This window comes from Methylomonas albis (assembly GCF_014850955.1).
Lineage (GTDB): Bacteria > Pseudomonadota > Gammaproteobacteria > Methylococcales > Methylomonadaceae > Methylomonas > Methylomonas albis.
The window spans coordinates 4,033,190-4,051,463 of the sequence record NZ_JACXSS010000001.1 but is presented as its reverse complement, the minus strand read 5'-3'; the positions used below and the strand labels follow the sequence as shown (position 1 = coordinate 4,051,463).

The window sequence follows — 18,274 nt, the reverse complement described above, 5'->3', positions numbered from 1 at the left end:
TTCCCCACGCCCGTGGGGGTGTTTCTGGTGTCGGCTCAAGCGTTTTAAATCAGGCTGGGTCTTCCCCACGCCCGTGGGGGTGTTTCTAGCGTTTTCATCGATGTTTGTTCCGGGGCTTCGTCTTCCCCACGCCCGTGGGGGTGTTTCCGGTTTAGTCTTTCGCTTTATTGTTTCTGCTACGTCTTCCCCACGCCCGTGGGGGTGTTTCTTCAACAAATCACTTTGGCTTCTATAGCGGTGTGTCTTCCCCACGCCCGTGGGGGTGTTTCTATCCCGGTCGGCTTCGGTGTGACATTGCACAAGTCTTCCCCACGCCCGTGGGGGTGTTTCTATTCGGCACAAACCTTAGCAACGCCACCAAAAGTCTTCCCCACGCCCGTGGGGGTGTTTCTGATCGATTGTTCCAACGCGCCGGCAATGTCGGGTCTTCCCCACGCCCGTGGGGGTGTTTCCACATCAATTACTTTCGGGTCGACGTATGTAGTGTCTTCCCCACGCCCGTGGGGGTGTTTCCTACTATGTCGGGCTAGCTGTGGAAAGCGCCCCGTCTTCCCCACGCCCGTGGGGGTGTTTCTTCTGTCATTTGCGCCCAGGTTTGTTCGCTAAAGTCTTCCCCACGCCCGTGGGGGTGTTTCCTACTACGCGCTGATTCAGGACGAGTGGAATTTGTCTTCCCCACGCCCGTGGGGGTGTTTCCTCCAGCGGATCTCGATAACACCGCCAAGGCATGTCTTCCCCACGCCCGTGGGGAGATGAAAATTTCGCCAGCATCTTCGGTGTCCGGATTTGGCACTGCCAGCGTCAAACTCGCCTATACAAAGCCGGAACAATTCCGAGCCTATTTTTTGTGGCTCTACGCTTGAGCTGGTTCGAGCTTTTGTGCTCAGTTTCGGAGTTGATCGTAAGAGCGTGAATAGGCTTAATTTGCCAATCAAAAACTACGGTAAAAACTACAGCGGTTTATTTTGCTCCATACTACTTTTAACAACTTTACACTCGGTCAAACTGCTGATAAGCTTTTGATTAAAGGACGTTTTAAGTAGTATGCAGTTGCATGAAAGTTGTTTGAATCGAACTTTTAATGCGATGGTCGTGCGTTCGAATCGCACACGACCCACCATGAATGACCAGATAAAACAACCAGTTAGCTTGCAAGAGCGACTGGTTTTTTTATGCCTACCGGTTTTGTGTGCGCAAAATGTGCTGAATCGGTGATTCGGTTGGCGTATTCGGCCAGATGTTCCGGCCCCAGGTGTGCGTAACGCAGCACCATCGAATAGTCACTCCAACCGCCTAACTCCTGCAACACATTCAACGGCGTCCCTGCTTGCACATGCCAGCTTGCCAAGGTATGGCGTAAATCGTGCCACCTGAATTCGCTAATGCTGGCGCGATTCAATGCTTTCTTCCAGGCGTTACCACCGGCTTTCAGCACGGGTTTACCTTTGAACGTGAACACATAATCCTTATCGGCTTCAGCGCTGTTGAAGAAATCGTAAAAAAATTGTTGTGGATCTTCTGCTTGGGCGGCTTCCTTGATCTTATCTTGCCAATCCAATATGTACACGCCCATGGCAATATGAATTTCAAAAGGCTTTTCATAGAAATGTGCCCAGGAAAAATCGTCACCTAAAATTGCTTTAAATCGTTACGGATCAGCCTCACGAAACACTTTTTCAAGGGTCGGGGCTAGATTCTTGGATTCGTGGACTAAGTCAGTTAACTGTTTGAATTGTTCAAGGGTAAATTTACCGTAGGGTTTGTCGATCATCGGGCTAAAATACGAAATGTTTAAAGCCGATTATAATAGATGCTAGTCGCGCGTTCCGCCACCCAACCACAGGGACCTGCAAGAGCGACTGGTTTTTTTCGTCTTTCATTTGCAATTCCCGGTTTTTAGGAAATAATCCCGATTTCCTGACCAAGCTAAAGTCGGGCTTGCTCTCCTGGCAGAGCAGTTCAACACATTCAATCAAATGCAGTATCTACTCTTTTTCACGGATTTAACTGCTTCAACTCTACTCGAGAGCGGCCAGTTTTATTCTAAGCACCCAGGTGCACGTTGCATGCTGCCTCACAATTTCCGAGATAAGTTTTATAAGATGTTCAAAGTATGTGCCTGGACAACCCATCCGCTTCGTCCCACATTTGGCAAAAAGTTAGCTGGGGAAACACCTCTCGGCATTTCGCTTTTTAAACTGCTCTAGTTGTTACTGGCGCTGAAAATCTTGGAAACGGAGCGATAGCGAAGTGAAGATTTTTAGTCCCCGATAGCCGTAGCGCTGGGCGGGTTTTCGCAGCGAAGCGGAGAAAACCTGCAAGGCATCGCGACACGGCGTCAAGTCATGCGAGAGTCGATGTTTCGACCCCCTGTTGGGTCGAAACGAGGTGACGCGGACGAATCGGGGCCGCCGAAGGCATAAACTGCAAGCAAATTTTTCGCGCTGAAATCGGATGGGACCCATTTCAGCTTTACCGAAAAATGCTGGCGCTCTTGTACGTTCGGACGGAATCTCTTGAAGCATATCCGGCCTGCCCTTTGACGGTCTCAGTGCAAGCAGTGTAGCTTAGCTCAACGCTTGATGACCGGATTCACTGGAGCCGCACTCTGTGGTGCAAAAGGCGGGAGAGTCGGTGTCGTGCTTACAGCAGGAGTTGCGAAATCGAAGCTGGCAATACAGTTTACGCCGCCGATTAGCTCGTCGCTGGCGTTGGGTAAGGTCATCCGTACAGTAAAGCTGCCGCTGGCCGGATCGATCAATTGGTCCACTTTGGTGATCGTGGCTTTTACTACTTTTTTGGCCGGCAGTTCGGGGCGTACTTCCGCTTCCATGCCCGGCTGAATTAGGCCAAAGTATTCAGTAGGGGCGATCAACTCGACTCGCAGCGGGTTGACTTGGGCCAACTTCATAATCGCGCGGTCGCTGACCGACTCGCCGGGCATCGCATACCGGTCTATTACGATACCGTCTATCGGGCTTTTGACGGTTTTAACTTCTAGTTGTGCCTTGGCCATTTCCAATGCCAGCATCGCCGACTTTCTGCGTTCCTCGGCCTTTTTCAACTCGATTTCGGCTAGCACCACTTCGGTTTCGACTTTGTCTTTCTCGATTTGAGAAATGACATTGGTCGTGGCCAAACTGCGGTAGCGGGTGCGGTTGCGGGTGGCGTATTCCAGTTTGATTTTTTGATTGCGCACCTCGCTGTTGGTCTCGGCATCTGCCTTGGCTTGGTTGAACTTGGCCAGTTCCACCGACGCTTCCAATTGGGCAAGAGGCTGGCCTTTGACAACGTGATCGCCCTTGTCGACCAATAGTGCTGCGACGGTACCCGCCACAGGGCTGCTCAGCTCGACGTACATTTCCGGCTTGACCATGCAATCCAGATTGGCGGCAAGCGTAGTGCCGCTGAATAGGCCAAGGCCGAGTAGTGCGGAAGAAAAATAAGGGTTTATGGACATGTAAAAATTAGTAAGCGGTTAATCCGACTTGATTTGAAACGGGGCGATTTTTAACAAAACGGCAAATCCAAGACCACTGCATTTATTCAAACTTGCCGGAAAACGCCAAAATACGCGACAAACGTTTGTCCTGTTTGCTTAATTGCCTTCTGACGCTGCGCTGGTGCCGCTCTTTGTAAGTTTGCGGCAAGCGTAAGATCAGGTTTCCCAACCACGCCGGCAAGGCTTGATCTCCATTCGCCAAGCCGGTCAGCGTTTTGAGAATAGCAGAGGAATAAAACTCCCGCAGCCCCGCATCCTCCAGTGATAGTATCGCTTCGCAGCTACCGGGATCGCCTTGCCGGGCGCAACGGCCGTATAGTTGCCGATCTATGCGCCGGGATTCGTTGCAGTTCAATGCAATCACATGCAGGCCGCCCAGTTCCGCCACGCCCAGCCCCAAGGCTATATCGGTGCCGCGCCCGGCCATGTTGGTCGCCACGGTAATCGCATTCAGCTGGCCGGCATGAGCAATGATTTCGGCTTCGTGTTGATCTTGCTCGGCATTCAAAACCCGGTGGAGCAAACCGGCTTGTTCCAGCCAATCGCTGACCTCCAGCGATTCGGCAACGGAGCCGGTGCCTATCAATATCGGTCTGCCCAGTGTGTGCAACTCGTTGACCCGTTGCAGAAACATTCGTTGCTTGGCTGCCTGTGTAGTATAAATCCGCTCGCTGAGCAGTCGTCGTTTCGATATTCTGTGCGTTGGTACTTTCACGGCGTGCAGGCCGTAGACGCGATGCATTTCCGCGGCCACTTCCCGCACCGTGCCCGAGGTGCCGGCCAGTTTGAGATAGCGACCAAAAAAGCGCTGGTAACTGATGCGCGCCAGCGGCTCGCGCTGTTCGGAAATCAAGCAACCTTCCTTGGCTTCTATCATTTGCTGCAGCCCCTGTTCCCAGGATCGATCTTCCATTACCCGACCGGTAAACTCGTCGATGATTTGTACCTTGTTATCTTTGAGGATGTATTGCTTGTTGCGCTTGAAGCAATACTCGGCGATCAAAGCCTGTTTCACCATGGTTTCCCGCCAGCGCTTGTTTTTCCAATTAGGTCCTAGGCCGATAGCCATGTCGGCTAGGGTGTTTTCGCCCTGCGATGTCAGTTCGATGTCGCGGCTCTTGGCGTCAATCACAAAATCGTCGTTGATGAACAACGATGAGGCTAAATACAAGGCGTCGCCATAGGTCTTCGGCGATTCGTCATTCGGCTTGGTTTGAGTAATGATCAACGGTGTCTTGGCTTCGTCAATCAAGACACTGTCTGCCTCATCGATGATCGCAAAGCACAAGCCGCGCATGATCAACGCCTCATGTTTTTGCTCGGTGACGTCCTGGCGAATTTGCCGATATTGAAACCTGAGCGGTCCGGTATCCTCGCCGATCTCGATGCGGTCGCGCAGATAATCAAAGGCAATTTGCTTGTTGGTGGTATGAACGATGGCGTTTTGATACATTTTTCGGCGTTGCTCCAGCGCCATACCATCGACCACCGCACCCGATTTCAAGCCCAACCGCAAATACAGCGGTTTGAGCATGTCGGCATCGCGACCCGCCAGATAATCGTTGGCGGTGATGACGTGGACCGGGATGCCGGCCAATGCTGCGGTGCAGGCCGGCAGCGTGGCGGTCAGCGTCTTGCCTTCGCCGGTTTCCATCTCCGCCAGCAGGCCGTTGATCATCAGCCAGCCCCCAAACAGTTGCTCATCGAAATGGCGTTTGTTCAGGGTGCGGTCGGCGGTCTCGCGAATCAAGGCAAAGGCCCGGAGCATCAAAACTTCAGTCAAACCTTGCCGGGATAAGGCCTCCCGCAACGCCAGGATGGCAATGGTTAGCTGTTGTTCGTTGCAGTGGCGTAAGGGCTCGGCATGTCGGTTTACCTGCTCCACGACATAAGTCAGGCTGTAGCGTTTACGCGTCAGGCGTTTGACGATTTTGTCGAAAAAGGCCGCTGCGCCTTGCTCGAAATCCGTGAGTCGGCTTTCCGGTTTCTGCGGATAGCTGCCAAAGCGCAGCCCTGGGCGCCACAAAACCTCAGACATTGAATTGCCTCAAAAATACCTGGCGTAGCCGGCGGTACAACTGGGTCGCCGCCGATTCGCCGCCATGATTAATCCGCACATACGCGCGCATGCCGATAGGTAGATTTTTCGGCGGCGCGAAACCCAGGTCCACCAGAAAAATTTTCTGCAAGGTCTGCATCTCTTTTGGGTCTTCCGAATTGACCCGAATCTTGCCGCCGCCGGTAGTCGCCAGCGCCGGGCTCGGCAAGCTGTTAGTGGCCTCCGGCGCCAGGCGGATGATATTGGCCGGATACTCGCGATACGGGTCGCTGACCAGTCGCACACTGATTTGCGGTGTGCGTTCGCGCAGCAGGCCAATGTTATCTTGGGTGACTACCATGCGTATGGTCGGCGCTTGTTGGTCCATGATGTAACCGATCAACTCGCCTTGCCGCAGGTAGCTGTCGGTCAGGTCGTCGGCGTCCGGCATCAGCAAATAACCGGATTTGGCGGCGCTAATGAGCATCGCGCTGGATTTGTGATTTAAATGATCCAGTTCGGATTCGGCGACTCGCAAGGATTCTTTCAATATTTCCGCCTTCACCAAATCCTGCTCTTTCTCGGCACGATATTGACTTTGCAATTCGGCTACCTTGGCGCGTGCAATCTTAGCTTTGGACTCCAGGGCATCGTCATGCATCACCAGTAGGGCATCGCCCTGGTTGACGAACTGCTGCGATTTGACCAGCAATTCACCGACAAAGCCGTCTTGCTCGACCTTGATCTGTGCTTCATCGGGCAGCCAGACCACGCCTTCGGCCAGGGTGTAATTAGGAAAGGGCACGACACCAATCAGCAGGATAAGTGCTACGGCGATGCCTGAACTGGTGAGCAGGGCTTTGTCGCGTTTTCGCCCCAGGCTGGGGCTGGTCAACACGAAACTGATAGCTTTGTAGACGGGCAACGCCAGTTGCAAGGCCACCATCGCCAAGGCCAGCAGCACGCCCAGCACAAAGAATTTTTCGGTCAGATACACGCAGACAAACCACAGCATCGCCAAGCGATAGGATAGTGATGCCAAGCTGTAAACCACAAACCAGCCGGTTTCGCCTGGTGCTGAAGCTGGCGACACCGCCTGTTTCAAGTCAAACAAATAACGCTGGGCCAAGTAAGCCCAGATTTGGCTTGAACGCTGGTATAAATTGGGGATGCTCAGTGCATCTGCCAGAATGTAATAGCCGTCGTATTTCAACAGCGGGTTGCCGTTAAAAAACAGCGACGAGACGCCGCCCGTTAGCATGATGTCGAAACCAATATCCTGCACAAACCCGGTCTCGGTGCTCAAAAACAGGAATAGGCCGAGCGCGGCCAGGAATCCTTCCACCAGAATGCCGGCAGCACTGATCAAGATCCGGTCGTATCGGTTGCGCAGATGGTTGGCGGCCGAGACATTGACGTAAGGCACCGGCATGAACAATAAAAAATTTACGCCCATTTCATGCACTTCGCCGCCTTTCAACTTCATCGCAAAGCCATGCCCCAATTCATGCAGGATTTTGATCAGGGGATACAGCAAAAACATAATCAAAAAATTGTACGGAGCCAACGCGTTCAATTCAAAATGATGACTGATTGTCGGCCAATTGGCGCCGGCTTGCAGCAGGGCGGTAGCCACGACCAACAGCCAGACCAGGCCGAACTTGACGCTGAACAAACCGGCCACCTTGGGCAAATGTTTGTCGAGAAACTCGTCCGGATCCCACAGCGGTAATTTCAGTGACAGCGGGTTCAACAGCCGCTGGTTAGTTTTGGAGCTGCGCAGCCGAGCCTGCCGTTCGAACAATTCTTCGGTGTTGACCAAGGCTTCCGTTTGCATCAAATCGGCCTGATGCAATTGCCCGAGCAGTTCAACCAGATCTTGCTGGCTGGGTGCATAGTCGCCCAGTTGTCGATTCAGAATGTCGGCAATCTCTTGTACGCTCAATTTGCCGTCCAGTAACCCGATGAACTGATAGGCCAGGCTGTTAAAGCGCTGGTGGCGGGCGGTATTGGGGTCTTCGAGAATGTACCAAATCAGGCCGCGATATTCGTGGCGATGAATCTCGATATGGCTATGCAGCTTGGGTTTGAGCTTGGCGACCCGGTACCAATGCGGACTGAACAGTTCGCTAGCCATGAGTAAGCCTCAGCATCGCAATCACCACGACCAAATCCATAAGCGCAGCCAAGCCAGCATATCGTGGCTCCAGATCCACAACAAGCTGGCCCGGCCGGCCGCGATTTTGCCTATGCCCTCCATGCCCGGCCGTAACAGTTCAGGCGCGTTTTCCAGACTGGCTTCGACGCGGAAGATGTTTTTGCCGCTATCGGTTTTGGCGACTGCGGTAATCTTTTGCACCCGTAACGGAAAGGTTTGACTTGGCATGCTGGCCAGCACCAATTCGCCTTTTTGGCCTTCCGCAACATAGGAAATCAAGCTTTCATCCACTTTCAGAATGATGCGGTAGCCCGACAATGGGGCGATTTTGAACAGGATTTCGCCGCGTTCGACCGGCGAACCGAGTTTCTGGCTTAAATCGCCCTCAATCACTACGCCATCGAACGGCGCGGCCAGATTGACTTTCTGCAACTGCTGGCGAGTCAGTTCCATTTCCGCATCGGCTTGCTCAATTTGTGCGCTGATGACGCGGACTTTTACCAGATCGCCACCAGACAGAGCTTCGCGGTATTCGCGGCGGAATTTTTGCAGTTGCCCATCCAGCTTGTTCAGTTCCAATTGCAGTTCCGCGTCGTCCAGGCTGGCCATCACTTCGCCTTGACGTACCGTGTCACCGGCCCGCGCCGAGGCTGCTTGCAAAAAGCCGGTAATCGGTGCCGCCACCACGCGTTGAATCTTGCCTTCCAACACCGCATCGGCGGTCAGCCGAAAATCGCCGCGCAGCACCGCGGAGACCAATAGAAATGCTAATAGACTGATGGCAGTCAGCTTCAACTTAAAGTGTTGCACGCCGAACAAGGCGCTCAGGCGTTGTTTGAGTGTCGCACCGATTTTTAGCGTTAACGCTTGTTCATCGCGCTTTTTTAAAGTCATGTAAGGCCCGAGCAAAGCCAGAGCTTGTTCGCAAAGCCGCACTGCTTCCTTGGCGAACGGCTGCTCTTCGCCGCGTAACAAGGTGATCGCGCCGATAAACTCACCGCCATGCAGCATCGGCACGGTCAGCAATGAACCGTAGCCATACTTGCGGATAATTTCCTGATGGGCGCGCTGGATGCCGACTGATTTGGTGTCGGGTACTGACACCACGGCGTCCTGCTCGATGGCTTCGTCCATCGCGTCGGCGATTTTTTGCAACAGATTGGCTTGCTGATCCAATTGCGCGTTATTGGAGATCGCCACCACCGTACTGTAATTGTCCTTGAATTCGCCGATGGCTATCCGGTCGCAATTCAGTAGCCGGGGTAGTTCGGTAGCGAGGCTAATCAATACTTCGGGGTAAGTGTTTTGCTGGAAACAGGCGGCTAGCAAACCCACTATCGAGGCGTAAAAGTCGTCGTTTTGTTGTCCGCGGCCGTGCGCCAATCGCCACCATTGCAAGCTCTGCCGCAGTGTATCGAATACCATCTGCCGGTTATCGACGTCCGCATGCTCCAGTTTGAGCACCAGTGCGCCCAGCAATACCGACTCATCCACGACCGGTAGCCCGAACATATCGTAATGGCGCTGGTCGGGTTGTAAGACATTGGGAACACAAGTCGGCTGATTTTTATCCAGCGTCAATTTGCAGATCGCCGATAACTCAACGGTATCTGTGATAGTTGCCGGCCACTCGGCCAGTGGCCTTAATGTTTTGCCGTCGGCATCCATCACCATGAGCATAGCGGCCTGGGTGTGCGGGACTAGGCGGCACAGAATGTCCAGCCACTGTTGGGCAAAGCGCGTGCTCATGGCAGAACGCTCCCTTGACTGGCCGAGTCGGCGGCGAAGGCCAGCGGGCATAACATCAGGAAGACTTCATCGAGATGCGCGGCTATTTCCTGATTGACCAGATCTTTCAAATTCACGGGAACCTGCGCAAATTGTGGGTGGATGCGCTGAAGATCGTTAAACGCTTTATGAAATTGTTCAGATTCGGCAAACACTTGCTGAGCCAGATAAATCAGATAGGTTTCGTTGCGGTAATTTGGATCGGTGCTTTCGGGGTGCAAGTGATGACCAATGATGTGGGAATATACCTCCGGCAAATGCCACAAGCGCATCAGTTCCGAGCCCAGCTGGCAATAGTCAAAGCCAAACACCTGGCGCTCCTGTTCGTCTATCGGCAAACCCGCTGCCTGGCTGGCTAGCAAGGCGTCCAGCGCCTGTTCCGGCGCCTTGACAAACATGGCGGCGTGGCCGATTTCCAGCAACAATCCCAGCGTGAAAAAACGATGCCCCCCGGCAAGCCGCTTAGCTTGGCCAAGGTGCGGCAAGCAATCCCGCATTCGATAGCGTGCAACCAGAATTGTTTCAGATCCAGCACCGCGCCAGGAATGTTGCAGAACGTCCGCATACACAAACTACTCAGCAGCCAATCATGCAACTGGATGGTGCCGATCAAGCTTATTGCATCATACAGATCATCGGCTTTGCGGTTAAAGCCAAAGAAGCTGCTGTTGGCCATGCGAATTATGCGGATAGTCAGCATCGAATCGGTATGTAGCACCGCGACATAATCGCGGATTCTGGCATCCGGTTTTTCGAGTAACAACCTGATTTTCTGATACACCTCGGGCATCGAAATTTTTTCGGCCAAATCGCACAGGAATTGTTGTTCGGCTTTCATAGGGGATCAGTTGAACATGAGCTTTTCCATCTCAGTCGCAGCTTTTAGCGCTTTTTCGACAGTGTCCGTCAACAGTTCGGAGTTGAGCTGCAAAATATCCCAAATGTCTGCGGATACGCTCTGCTCGATTGCACTCATATGCCCGAATATGTATTTTTCGGCACACGCCCGCACCAGATGCAATAGTGCCGTTTCCCTGCGCTGCTCCGGGGCAAGATCAGGGGTGGGCTGATAATGCACAATATCTTGAAAATGCGCCGGTAAGCACCATTGCGCCATCAGCTTCGCACCGATCTCGCCATAATGCATACCAAACAGTTTTTGTTCAGCGGTGTGCAGCATTTCCTGGTTGTTCCGGGATAACTCGATCGCGCGCTTGGCCAACTCAGGGTGCTTTGCGTAAAGCACCAGATGCCCTATCTCGTATAACAAACCAATCACAAACAAGCGTTCGCTCTTGGGGATTTTTAGCTGGCTTGCCAACAACCGGGTTAGCACCGCGGAGAACAAACTGAAGCGCCAAAAGGTTTTCAGCGGCATGATGTCGTTAGGCAATTGCAAAGAGGCAATCGCCGACGTCGCCAGCACCAGATCGTGCAACTGGCCGATGCCCAGCATATTCACAGCCCGGTTGAGACTGTCAATTTTGCCGGCGAAGCCGAAAAAGGCGCTATTGGCAACTTTCAGGACTGCCACGGTTAAATTGGGATCGCTGGCAACCACTTCGACAAACTGATCAATGTCGGAGTTGGGGTCGTCTATTAAAGCTCTAACCCTTTGATAGACCTCGGGTAACGACATTAACCCTTTAATATCCTCCAAGGTTTGTTCGATTAAACCCGCTTGCGTGCGGACCACTGCGGCAGTATGCAAGGGAGTCTCTCCTAATTAGACAATGTTCACATTGACGGCAAGTATAGTGGGGGAAACGGACACTTAGTAGTATAGGTCAGCATTGCCGGTCAGATAGGGCGCAGGACAACTTCCGGCCAAGCGGTTATTGGCAATGTAGGCTTGCCTCGGTTTTTGCGGCTATAGCAAAAGTGATTTCGGTTTCTCCTCAGCGCAAGGCTGTCACGGCAACCTCCTTTCCAGATTTTCTCAGCAAGAACCATACATTTTATTTGCTCGGTCGGCATTTAAGGTTTGGATTGCCAGTGACGGTCGCAGAAAAATTTACGCGAATGAGGCTACAATTCAACAGAATCGCCGAAAAAGGCGCAAACAGTGTTTAACGTTGTTTGGTCAACCAGACTGCCTTGGGTCCATGAGTTCAAAATCGCCTTTAAAACACTATCACTCGAAGCCGATTCTGGAAGAATTGGAAGCTCGACAATTGTTTTCCGGTGGGGTAGAGGGACTGTTGACTGAACAGCTTGTCGAGGCAAATGCGGTTTATGTCAACGCCGATGCCACACCACCCGCTGAGATTCAGCAGCCAGCCACGCAAACCAGCGCTAGCGAAACCACTCGCAACGAAATTGTCTTTGTCGATACTCGCGTTGACAATTACCAATCGCTGTTGAATGACATCAAAAGCAGTGATGTCTCCGACCGTAATCTGGAAATTATTACGCTGGACAGCAGCAGCGACGGCATCCAACAAATCTCGCAAATTCTAGCCGAGCGCGACAATCTGGATGCGGTGCATATCATTTCCCATGGCAGTGACGGTAGCCTGGATTTAGGCAACAGCCAGCTCAATTTTGATACCCTGATTCAAAACCAGACCGACATCAGTGCCTGGGGCAATGCCTTTAAAGACAGCGGCGATATTATGCTTTACGGCTGTAATGTCGCGGAAACCCAGTTTGGCCAGAGCTTTGTCGATTATTTGTCCGGCATCACCAATACCGAAGTCGCGGCTTCCACAGACGCCACTGGTAGTAGTGATTTAGGTGGCGACTGGCAGCTTGAGTATCAAACCGGCACCATCGAGGCCCAAAGCGCGGTGAGTGTCGAGTTTCAACAGCAATGGTCAGATGTGTTAGCGGTAACCTCTAATGGTACCGTGACATCCACCCAAACCCTCTATGCAACCAGCTTAACTTGGTCGCATACCGTGAATGCCGGCGTCGACCGGGTGCTATTCGTCGAGATTGCCATTGATGATGTCAACGCTGGAGTCAACAGCGTTAAATACGGTACCGCCGATCTTACCCGCGTCGGACGCACAGCAGCCAATCACGCCGTCGAAATCTGGGCATTGATTAACCCCACAGAGGGAACCGATAACGTCGTTATATCATTTACCGGAAATACAGAAGCCGCTGCGGGTGCATCCACCTTTAATGGTGTTAACCAATCGACGCCCTACGGTACTTACGCTGGCAACACCGGCACCACCGGTTTGTTGGGAGGATCAGGCACGGTGAATGTCGCCAGTGCGACTGGCGATTTGGTTATCGATGTGCAGTATTGGAAAGCTATTTCAGCGGATACAACGGGTACCGGGCAAACTTCGCAATGGACTAGCTCTTCCCTATTGTCTACGGCAAAGGCAGGCTCTTCCGCGGAGGAAGGCGCGAGCTCAGTAACGATGAGCGGTTCAGCGTTACTTGCTGCCAATTGGTCGATAGGTGCGGTATCTGTCAAAGCAAGCACAAACATCGCGCCAGTAAATACGGTACCGGCCGCCCAAACCAGCAACGAAGACACAGCCAAAGTGTTCTCATCGGCCAATGGCAATGCGATTACCATTGCCGATGTAGATGCCGGCGGCGCAAACAACGAAATTACCCTGACGGTAACCAATGGCACACTAACTTTGGCCGGTACCAGTGGCCTGACCTTTGTGACTGGCGACGGCACGGCCGATGTCACGATGACTTTCCGAGGTACCGCCAGCGCGATCAATACTGCTTTAGATGGCCTGAGCTATACGCCCACCGCCAACTACAACGGCAGCGGGACCTTGACCGTATCGACCAAAGATTCGGTGTTATTGAGTCTGGACATCGACACCAGCCTGAAAGGCCGCTATACCTTTGATAACACTGGTGTGCTCGGCACCGACACCAGTCCGGCCGCGGGTTACAATGGCACGGTGGTAAATGGCACGTCGGTGAACGATGCTACACGAGGCAATGTGCTGAGTTTGGCGGGTAACGGCTACATCCACACAACGGGACATTTTGGCAATTCAGCAAATTTGACGTTGGCAGCCTGGGTGAATCTGACTACAGCTGATACTAATGGGGCTATGGTTATTTCACTGGGCGATAGTGTAGGTATTGCGCTTGATGACGGTGGGCGACTGAACGGCTTTTACTACAATGGGATTAATTGGCCACAAACTTTTTACACAACCACTCTCGCGGGAGCTGGTTGGCATCATGTAGCCTTTTCGTTCGACGATGCGGGCAATATGGCTACGCTCTACCTTGACGGCGTGGCGGTTGGCTCCACCGCCACGACTGACTCTATCAGCTACACACTTGGCGTGGATAGCTTTATCGGTAAACACGGCGACGGCGCTACAACCTGGGACTTCAACGGCAAAATCGACGATGCCAGGATATACAACCGAGTGCTCACAGCATCTGAAATTGCTACGCTAGCCACCGACCTGTCGAAGACTGACACCGATATTGTGGCGATTACCGTTTCCGCGATCAATGACGCACCGGTGCTCAATACCACCGTTGGCACGCTGTCTTACACTGAAAATGCGGGAGCCACAGTAGTCGATAGCTTACTCACGGTCACTGATCTAGACAGCACCAATCTCGCCAGCGCAACGGTAACCATTTCCTCCGGCTTTGCCAGCGGTGAGGATACGCTGGCCTTCACTAACCAGAACGGCATCTCCGGTAGTTGGGATGCCAGCACGGGGGTGCTGACCCTGACCGGTAGCTCATCGGTAGCTAACTATCAAACAGCGTTGCGCAGCGTTACTTACGCCAATTCGTCAGATTCGCCCAGTACCGCAACGCGCACGGTCTCGTTTGCGGTCAACGACGGCTCGTTGAGTAGTGCCAGCGCCACTCGGAATATTACGATTACGGCCGTCAACGACGCCCCGGTGCTGACCAGCGCCAGCCTGGCCTTAAACGAAGGCGACACCGTCACCCTGTCGGCCGCCAATTTCGGCGTCAGCGACCCCGACAACGCCAGTTTCACCTACACGGTTAGCAGCGTGGCCGGCGGCTACTTCCAATTGACTTCGGCAGCCGGTACGCCGATCAGCAGCTTTACGACCGCCCAGCTGGCCGCCGGCCAAGTGCAATTTGTCGACGACGGTAACGAAGTGGCGCCGAGCTTCAGCGTCACCGTCAACGACGGCTCCCTGGACTCCAACACCCTGGCGGCCACGATCAACTACACCGGTGTCAACGACGCCCCGGTGCTGACCAGCGCTAGCCTGACCTTGAACGAAGGCGAGACCGTCACCCTGTCGGCCGCCAATTTCGGCGTCAGCGACCCCGACAACGCCAGTTTCACCTACACGGTCAGCAGTGTTGCCGGCGGGTACTTCCAATTGACCTCGGCAGCCGGTACGCCGATCACTAGCTTTACGACTGCCCAGCTGGCCGCCGGCCAGGTGCAATTTGTCGACGACGGTAACGAAGTGGCACCGAGCTTCAGCGTCACCGTCAACGACGGCGTCCTGGACTCCAACACCCTGGCGGCCACGATCAACTACACCGGTGTCAACGACGCCCCGGTGCTGACCAGCGCCAGCCTAAGCTTGAACGAAGGCCAAACGGTGACGCTATCGGCTGCCAACTTCGGCGTCACAGACCCCGACAACGCCAGCTTCACCTACACGGTCAGCAGTGTTGCCGGCGGCTACTTCCAATTGACCTCGGCAGCCGGTACGCCGATCACTAGCTTTACGACCGCCCAGCTGGCCGCCGGCCAGGTGCAGTTTGTCGATGACGGCAATGAAGTGGCGCCGAGCTTCAGCGTCACCGTCAACGACGGTGCCCTGGACTCCAACACCCTGGCGGCCACGATCAACTACACCGGTGTCAACGACGCCCCGGTGATCAGCACTGCCAGCTTGACGTTGAACGAAGGCCAAACGGTGACGCTATCGGCTGCCAACTTCGGCGTCACAGACCCCGACAACGCCAGCTTCACCTACACGGTCAGCAGTGTTGCCGGCGGCTACTTCCAATTGACCTCGGCAGCCGGTACGCCGATCACTAGCTTTACGACCGCCCAGCTGGCCGCCGGCCAGGTGCAGTTTGTCGACGACGGTAACGAAGTGGCACCGAGCTTCAGCGTCACCGTCAACGACGGTGCCCTGGACTCCAACACCCTGGCGGCCACGATCAACTACACCGCTGTCAACGACGCCCCGGTGATCAGCACTGCCAGCTTGACGTTGAACGAAGGCGAGACCGTTACCCTGTCGGCCGCCAACTTCGGCGTCAGCGACCCCGACAACGCCAGTTTCACCTACACGGTTAGCAGTGTTACCGGCGGGTACTTCCAATTGACGACCAACCCCGGCGTCAGCGTCGCCAGCTTCAGCTCAGCCAATCTCGCGGCCGGCCAAGTGCAATTTGTCGACGACGGTAACGAAGTGGCACCGAGCTTCAGCGTCACCGTCAACGACGGCGTCCTGGACTCCAACACCCTGGCGGCCACGATCAACTACACCGGTGTCAACGACGCCCCGGTGCTGACCAGCGCCAGCCTAAGCTTGAACGAAGGCCAAACGGTGACGCTATCGGCTGCCAACTTCGGCGTCACAGACCCCGACAACGCCAGCTTCACCTACACGGTCAGCAGTGTTGCCGGCGGCTACTTCCAATTGACCTCGGCAGCCGGTACGCCGATCACTAGCTTTACGACCGCCCAGCTGGCCGCCGGCCAGGTGCAGTTTGTCGATGACGGCAATGAAGTGGCGCCGAGCTTCAGCGTCACCGTCAACGACGGTGCCCTGGACTCCAACACCCTGGCGGCCACCATCAACTACACCGGTGTCAACGACGCCCCGGTGATCAGCACTGCCAGCTTGACCTTGAACGAAGGCGAGACCGTCACCCTATCGGCTGCCAACTTCGGCGTCACAGACCCCGACAACGCCAGCTTCACCTACACGGTCAGCAGTGTTGCCGGCGGCTACTTCCAATTGACCTCGGCAGCCGGTACGCCGATCACTAGCTTTACGACCGCCCAGCTGGCCGCCGGCCAGGTGCAGTTTGTCGACGACGGTAACGAAGTGGCACCGAGCTTCAGCGTCACCGTCAACGACGGTGCCCTGGACTCCAACACCCTGGCGGCCACGATCAACTACACCGCTGTCAACGACGCCCCGGTGATCAGCACTGCCAGCTTGACGTTGAACGAAGGCGAGACCGTTACCCTGTCGGCCGCCAACTTCGGCGTCAGCGACCCCGACAACGCCAGTTTCACCTACACGGTTAGCAGTGTTACCGGCGGGTACTTCCAATTGACGACCAACCCCGGCGTCAGCGTCGCCAGCTTCAGCTCAGCCAATCTCGCGGCCGGCCAAGTGCAATTTGTCGACGACGGTAACGAAGTGGCACCGAGCTTCAGCGTCACCGTCAACGACGGCGTCCTGGACTCCAACACCCTGGCGGCCACGATCAACTACACCGGTGTCAACGACGCCCCGGTGCTGACCAGCGCCAGCCTAAGCTTGAACGAAGGCCAAACGGTGACGCTATCGGCTGCCAACTTCGGCGTCACAGACCCCGACAACGCCAGCGTCACCTACACGGTCAGCAGTGTTGCCGGCGGGTACTTCCAATTGACCTCGGCAGCCGGTACGCCGATCACTAGCTTTACGACTGCCCAGCTGGCCGCCGGCCAGGTGCAGTTTGTCGACGACGGCAATGAAGTCGCACCGAGTTTTGACATCACAGTCAGCGACGGCAATCTCAGCTCCAATACCTTATCCGCGACGATCAGTTATACCGCTGTCAACGATGCGCCGGTGATCAGCAATGCCAGCTTGACGTTGAACGAAGGCGAGACCGTCACCCTGTCGGCCGCCAACTTCGGCGTCACTGATCTCGACAATGCCAGCTTTACCTACACGGTCGCCAGCGTGGCCGGTGGCTACTTCCAACTGACGACCAACCCCGGCGTCAGCGTCGCCAGCTTCAGCTCAGCCAATCTCGCGGCCGGCCAAGTGCAATTTGTCGACGACGGTAACGAAGTGGCACCGAGCTTCAGCGTCACCGTCAACGACGGGATAGTGAGTTCCAGTCCGGTGGCGGCCAGCATTAACTATGTTGCGGCTGACGATACGACCAATACTTTGCAGGACATCATTACCTACAATCAAAAAAATGGGTTAAATGATAAAAATCAGGGCGAAAACACTCAATCAAATAGCGGCTCAAGCCATCGCACTCTTACCAATCAATTTGAAGTAATTGACGATTTAAACGCCCATATAGACAAACTGACCAATGAAGTTGGCAAAGACAACAAAGCGATTGGCGATGAATTAGTTTTGGCACCAACTGCTTTGACGAACGATGTAAACATAACTAAATTTTCCGAACTATCAGGCAGTAGGAGTAGCGAAGAACAGCGCAACGAAAATGGCCGGAAATATCACCTGCAAACCAAGCACATCTCTTTCGAACAATATAATATCGACAGCCAGACTGCCTTCACCGAACATGAGGAAATGGAGTTTTGGAACAGATTGGAAAACATTCGCAAGCAAATGAGCGATCCTGAGGTCGTGGCCGACGCCAATCCGGTGAACATTAAAATTATCCTAGGAACTAGCGCCGGTCTCACTGCCGGATTTGTCAGCTGGATCTTGCGGGCAGGATCGCTATTAGCCAGTTTAATGTCTACGGTACCTTTACTAAAACGCTTTGATCCATTACCCATAATGCGGTCAGTCAAAAAAACAACTCCGGCAAAAAACAATTAACCCAATGTGCTTGACACCGCAGCCTCGGACTCTAAGGATACCTAGCAATCACCTAAAACTCCTTGCTTGAGTTTTCT

At 54.1% G+C, this 18,274-nt stretch carries 7 protein-coding genes, 1 pseudogene and 1 CRISPR repeat array (1 of these 9 only partly in view); of the genes and pseudogenes, 1 reads left to right on the top strand and 7 read right to left on the bottom strand.

What is annotated here, in order from left to right:
• Positions 1-696: direct repeats of the CRISPR family, unit length 28 nt; unit sequence GTCTTCCCCACGCCCGTGGGGGTGTTTC; it reaches 917 nt to the left of the window's first position.
• 448 nt (positions 697-1,144) lie between these two features.
• The 7 genes and pseudogenes from EBA_RS24650 to EBA_RS18540 form a co-directional block, all read right to left on the bottom strand.
• A complete protein-coding gene (locus EBA_RS24650) occupies positions 1,145-1,573 on the bottom strand; it encodes a tyrosine-type recombinase/integrase (protein WP_192376085.1) in 429 nt (142 codons plus the stop codon).
• 999 nt (positions 1,574-2,572) lie between these two features.
• Entirely contained in the window at positions 2,573-3,460 is an 888-nt protein-coding gene (locus EBA_RS18565) for an efflux RND transporter periplasmic adaptor subunit (RefSeq protein WP_192376084.1), read from the bottom strand.
• 82 nt (positions 3,461-3,542) lie between these two features.
• Positions 3,543-5,540 (bottom strand): preprotein translocase subunit SecA, encoded by a 1,998-nt coding sequence (locus EBA_RS18560; RefSeq protein ID WP_192376083.1) that lies wholly within the window; start codon positions 5,538-5,540, stop codon positions 3,543-3,545.
• Positions 5,533-7,677: an efflux RND transporter periplasmic adaptor subunit gene (locus EBA_RS18555; RefSeq protein WP_192376082.1), complete on the bottom strand. Its 2,145-nt coding sequence runs from the start codon at positions 7,675-7,677 to the stop codon at positions 5,533-5,535. Before EBA_RS18555 ends, EBA_RS18560 begins: the two co-directional genes overlap by 8 nt.
• 21 nt (positions 7,678-7,698) lie before the next feature.
• Positions 7,699-9,447 (bottom strand): HlyD family efflux transporter periplasmic adaptor subunit, encoded by a 1,749-nt coding sequence (locus tag EBA_RS18550; RefSeq protein WP_192376081.1) that lies wholly within the window; start codon positions 9,445-9,447, stop codon positions 7,699-7,701.
• Positions 9,444-10,276, bottom strand: a pseudogene (locus EBA_RS18545) (HDOD domain-containing protein). The gene EBA_RS18550 and the pseudogene EBA_RS18545 overlap by 4 nt, the downstream one beginning before the upstream one ends.
• A 54-nt stretch (positions 10,277-10,330) precedes the next feature.
• On the bottom strand, positions 10,331-11,197 hold the full coding sequence (locus tag EBA_RS18540) for an HDOD domain-containing protein (RefSeq protein ID WP_192376079.1): 867 nt from the start codon (positions 11,195-11,197) through the stop codon (positions 10,331-10,333).
• A 394-nt stretch (positions 11,198-11,591) separates the two neighbouring features.
• On the opposite strand from EBA_RS18540, the gene EBA_RS18535 reads away from it, so the two are divergent.
• A complete protein-coding gene (locus EBA_RS18535) occupies positions 11,592-18,197 on the top strand; it encodes a cadherin-like domain-containing protein (protein WP_192376078.1) in 6,606 nt (2,201 codons plus the stop codon).
• The last annotated feature ends 77 nt before the right edge of the window (positions 18,198-18,274 follow it).

Coding starts and splice junctions, on each gene's coding strand:
- EBA_RS24650 (WP_192376085.1), bottom strand. CDS start 1,573: ATGGGCGTGTACATATTGGATTGGCAAGATAAGATCAAGGAAGCCGCC.
- EBA_RS18565 (WP_192376084.1), bottom strand. CDS start 3,460: ATGTCCATAAACCCTTATTTTTCTTCCGCACTACTCGGCCTTGGCCTA.
- EBA_RS18560 (WP_192376083.1), bottom strand. CDS start 5,540: ATGTCTGAGGTTTTGTGGCGCCCAGGGCTGCGCTTTGGCAGCTATCCG.
- EBA_RS18555 (WP_192376082.1), bottom strand. CDS start 7,677: ATGGCTAGCGAACTGTTCAGTCCGCATTGGTACCGGGTCGCCAAGCTC.
- EBA_RS18550 (WP_192376081.1), bottom strand. CDS start 9,447: ATGAGCACGCGCTTTGCCCAACAGTGGCTGGACATTCTGTGCCGCCTA.
- EBA_RS18535 (WP_192376078.1), top strand. CDS start 11,592: ATGAGTTCAAAATCGCCTTTAAAACACTATCACTCGAAGCCGATTCTG.